At 64.8% G+C, this 4,938-nt stretch carries 3 protein-coding genes; 1 reads left to right on the plus strand and 2 read right to left on the minus strand.

The window, feature by feature from the left end:
- Together Q0C64_RS13075 and Q0C64_RS13080 are read right to left on the minus strand one after the other, a co-directional pair.
- A partial coding sequence (locus tag Q0C64_RS13075) for a transglycosylase domain-containing protein (protein WP_294124280.1) occupies positions 1–2,144 on the minus strand: 2,144 nt, incomplete at its 3' end.
- A 44-nt stretch (positions 2,145–2,188) separates the two neighbouring features.
- On the minus strand, positions 2,189–3,010 hold the full coding sequence (locus Q0C64_RS13080) for an N-acetylmuramoyl-L-alanine amidase (protein ID WP_294124281.1): 822 nt from the start codon (positions 3,008–3,010) through the stop codon (positions 2,189–2,191).
- 456 nt (positions 3,011–3,466) lie between these two features.
- Between Q0C64_RS13080 and Q0C64_RS13085 the strand changes: the two genes are divergently transcribed.
- On the plus strand, positions 3,467–4,938 hold a 1,472-nt coding region (locus Q0C64_RS13085), incomplete at its 3' end, for an Rne/Rng family ribonuclease (RefSeq protein WP_294124282.1).

The raw sequence follows: 4,938 nt of genomic DNA on the forward strand, positions 1-4,938 counted from the left end.
GTGCCGCCGACGAACCAGACGTTGGTCGGGCCTGATGTCGTGCCGGTCTTGCCGAACAGCGGGCGGTCCAGATCGCGCAGCACGGTCGCGGTCCCGCGCTGAATGACGCCTTCCATGATATGCACCATCTGGAACGCCGCCATCGGGTCGAGCACCTGGCGCGTGCGGTTCGGCGGCCGCGGCATAGCCTGGCCGTTCCAGTCGGCGGCATTGCAATTGCCCATCACTTCGCAGCGATTGTCAGTGCGATAGATGACCTTGCCGTTGCGGTCCTGGACATAGTCGATGAAAGTCGATTTCACCGACCGTCCCTGGTTCGCCAGCTGGGCAAAGGCATTGACCATCCGCTGCACGGTCGTCTCCCCGGCGCCGATGGCGATCGACAGATAATTGGGGAAATCGCCGACGCCGAGGTCGTGCGCGGTCTTGAGGATCTTGGGCATGCCGGTTTCGGCGGCAACGCGAATGGTCATCAGGTTGCGCGACTGCTCGACACCCCAGCGCATGGTGTGCGGTCCGGCGTAGCGGCGGTCGAAATTGACGAAGCACTTCTGGCCGAGGCCCGCCCCCTGCCACACGCAATAAGGCGCATCCATCACGATCGAGGCCGGCGTGAATCCGTTTTCCAGCGCGGTAACGTAAACGATCGGCTTGAACGACGAGCCCGGCTGACGCAGCGCCTGCGTGGTCCGGTTGTAGCTGGACCCGACCACATCGAAGCCGCCCTGCATGGCCAGCACGCGCCCACTGTGGACTTCCTCCGCCAGCATGCCGCCCGAGATTTCGGGAATGGACCGCAGCGCATAGTTGTCGCCGGCAATCTGCTTGACGACGATCACTTTGCCCGGGGTCAGGAAATCGAACGCACGGCCGCCCTCGCCCCGTTTGGGCATGGCGGCGTCAGCCGCGCTGACCGTTCCAGTCGAGCCATTGGCGAAGCCGATGGTCGCGGAGCCGTCAGCCTTTTGCAGCACCGCGGCCTTGCGCCAGTCCGGATAACCGGTGCCCACCGGCGTCCGATCGAGTTCGCCCGACCAGTCGCCCGATACGTCGACCTTCAATCCGGTGTCCCGCCACCCCCGGCCGCCGTCGAACCGCGTCAGGCCGTCGCGCATGGCCTGCGCCGCGGCGTCCTGCATTTCGGGGTTCATCGAGCTGCGGACCCACAGCCCGCCCGCATAGAGGCTGTTGGTTCCGTCCTTGGCATCCTGCCCGAACTTCTTGATCAGTTCGCGGCGGACCTCCTCCATGAAATAGCCGCCCTGCTGACGGAATTTCTCGCTGCTGCCGTAGCGGATGGTGCCGAGCGGCGTCGCCGCAGCTTCGCGCCATTGCGCTTCGGTGATGTATCCGTTCCGCGACATTTCGCGCAGCACATAATTGCGGCGGTCGAGTGCCCGCTGCGTCGCGCGCACCGGATCGTAATTGGCCGGCGCTTTGGGCAGGACAGCGAGATAGGCCGCCTCGGGCAGCGTCAGCTCATTGACGTCCTTGTCGAAATAGGCCCGCGAGGCCGCCTGCACGCCATAGGCATTGCGGCCAAGGAAGATCGAATTGAAATAGAGCTCGAGGATCTGCTGCTTGCTCAGCGTCGATTCCAGCCGGAATGCTAGGATCGCCTCGCGCGCCTTGCGGCCGATATTGTAGCTCGAATCCTGCAGCAGATATTTGGCGACCTGCTGGGTGATGGTCGAACCGCCGCGCGCGCGGCCCCCACCGACGACACTCTTCACCGAATAATCGGCGACCGCGCCGATCAGGCCCGGGATGTCGATCCCGTGATGTTCGAAGAAGCCCTTGTCCTCCGCCGAAATGAAGGCGTGGACCACCAGCGGCGGATATTCGTCGTAGGACAGCTCGACCCGCCGCTCGCGCGCGAAGGTCTGGACCGGCATCCCGTCATAGCCGCGGATGTTGGTCGGCAAGGGCGGCTGGTAAGCGAGCAGCGTCTGCGATGAGGGCAAGCCGCTGGCGAAATAGATCCACATCGCGGCAAACAGCGCGAGCAAACCGGCAGCCGCCCAGCCGAGCCAGCGGACCCAGCGCCGCTCCCACCACGGATCGACGATCGCGTGCACGCGCCCGTTGAAGGCGACGAGATCGGGCAATGGCCAATTGGGAACGTTGAGGCGCTCGAACTGCATGTTCGACAGGCGTCTAGCGGGTTCGGACGGACGCGGGAAGTTGCTTAACGCCGCGCGTGCGACGCAACGTCGGCTTCGATCGCCTGGGCGAGCGCGAGCACCATCTTTTCGCGTGTGGCGGGTTCGCGCAGCATCAGCTCGTCATCGGCATTGCTGAGATAGCCGGCCTCGAACAGCACCGCTGGCGCATCGGCACGGCGCAAGACGTGAAACGCCGCGAAGCGATGCGGGTTGGGACGAAGCTCGACGCGGCCGGCGGCCTTGTTGACCAGGCGCGTGGCCAGACCGGCCGAGGCACTCATCTGCGTGCGCATCGCGAGATCGGCGAGCATCGCGTCGACGGTTCCAGCGCGCGCCCCGTCCCCGCCCGACGCATTCTCGCGCGCTGCCAATCCGGCCGCCTCGGCGTCCGAAGCAACATCAGACAGCGAATAGACGCTCGCGCCTCGAGCCAGCGGATTGGGCGCGCTGTCGATGTGGATAGACATGAACATGGCGGCGTTCAGCCGGCGCGCGACCGCGGCGCGGTCCTCAAGCGTCAGATAGCGGTCCTCGTCGCGCGTCATCGCCACCCGCACCCGGCCCCGCTTGACCAGTTCGTCGCGCAGCGCCTGGGCCAGGATCAGGGTCAGCTCTTTCTCCCGCACCTGGCCCGACACGCTGCCGGCACCGGGATCGCGCCCGCCATGCCCGGCGTCGATGACGACGATCGGCCGCCCCCTGGCCGCAGGGGCTCCGTAGATGCGATCGTTGACTGGAGGCGGGAGATTGACCGTCAGGCTGGCCTGCGCGGCGGCGTCGCTGCTGCGGCTGGCGAGTGCAAAGATGCCGCCGGCGAGCAGCAGCGCCACGGCGGTGACCGCCATGCCAACCCTGTTACGCGTGTGCAGCTCGAAGTTCATGGAATCCGGCAGATAAATGACGTGCAGTGAGTATCACGCCATATGGTTAATGCGAAATTGCCACGGCCCGCCGCCGGCGAGGACATTTCCTCGCCCGGCGCTGGTTGCGGCGTTAGGGCGGCAGTGCTACCGCAGGCGTTCGCTCCGGCAACCGCCGGAGAGAACACTCAGGCCCGGCCGGTGCGATGGACCGCGGCCCTACCCAGGTTGACGCTCGAATGACGCCAAAGAACGCCCATCGTCCGCTCCGAATGGAAGCGGCCGGCGCGTTCCCCGCAGACCGTTGCGGGATGGTCCATCGAGCAGAGGCGCTTACCCCTAATCCTGCCTTCGCCCGTTCTGATTTTATTGGGCTCAAGGCCATCACAATCGCGCGCCGCAGCGGTCATTCGCTGCCCACGCGCGGCCGGAGAATATTCAATGTCCATGCGCATGCTAATCGATGCGCGCCACCCGGAAGAGACCCGGGTAGCGGTCGTCAAAGGGAATCGGATCGAGGAATTTGATTTCGAATCCGCCGAGCACAAACAGCTCAAAGGCAATATCTATCTCGCCAAGGTAACCAGGGTCGAACCGTCGCTTCAGGCGGCCTTCGTCGACTATGGCGGAAACCGCCACGGCTTCCTCGCCTTCAGCGAAATCCACCCCGATTATTACCAGATTCCGAAGGCCGATCGCGAAGCCCTGCTCCGCGAGGAAGCCGAGCACGCCGCCGAAGAGGAGCGGCTGCGTTCGGCCGAACTCGACGATGACGACGATTATGATCGTCACGACGACATTGAGGCACGCGATGCCGAAGAGGACGTCGCCGACGAACCGTCGGGTGAAGACAATGGTAGCGGTCCGGAAGAAACCGGGACCGGGTCCAACCGCTCGCCGGTCGATGAGTCGGCCGCCGACGAGCTTCGCCGCAAGCGCCAGAATTTGCGCCGCCGCTACAAGATCCAGGACGTCATCCAGCGCCGCCAGGTGCTGCTGGTCCAGGTTGTGAAGGAAGAGCGCGGCAACAAGGGCGCCGCGCTGACCACCTATCTGTCGCTCGCCGGCCGCTATTGCGTGCTGATGCCCAACACCAGCCACGGCGGCGGCATTTCCCGCAAGATCTCCAACGGCGCCGACCGCAAGCGGCTGAAGTCGATCATGTCCGACCTCAACCTGCCCAAGACGATGGGACTCATCGTCCGCACCGCCGGGCTGTCGCGCACCAAGGTCGAGATCAAGCGCGACTTCGACTATCTTGCACGCCTGTGGGACGAGATCCGCGAGCGGACGCTCGGCAGCACCGCGCCGGCGCTCATTTACCGAGACAGCGACCTCATCAAGCGCGCCATCCGCGACCTCTATCATCGCGAGATCGAGGAAGTCGTCGTCGAGGGCGAGGAGGGCTACAAGGCCGCTCGTGGCTTCATGAAGCTGCTGATGCCGAGCCACGTCAAGCGCGTGTCCCTGCACACCGACACCACACCGCTCTTCCAGCGCTCGGGCGTCGAGGATCAGTTGTCGGCCATGTACCAGCCGATCGTCCAGCTGAAATCGGGCGGCTATCTGGTCATCAACCCGACCGAAGCTTTGGTCTCGATCGACATCAACTCGGGTCGTTCGACGCGCGAGCATAATATCGAGCAGACCGCGACCAACACCAATCTCGAAGCCGCGCAGGAAATCGCGCGCCAGCTCCGCCTGCGCGACATGGCGGGTCTCATCGTCATCGACTTCATCGACATGGAACAGAACAGCCATGTGCGGAAGGTCGAGAAAGCGATGAAGGAGGCGCTGAAAAACGACCGCGCGCGCATCCAGGTCGGCCGCATCTCCAGCTTCGGCCTGATGGAAATGAGCCGTCAGCGTCTGCGCACCGGCGTGCTCGAAGCCTCGACCAAGCCCTGCGCCCA

This window comes from Sphingomonas sp. (assembly GCF_023266535.1).
Classification (GTDB): Bacteria; Pseudomonadota; Alphaproteobacteria; order Sphingomonadales; family Sphingomonadaceae; genus Sphingomicrobium.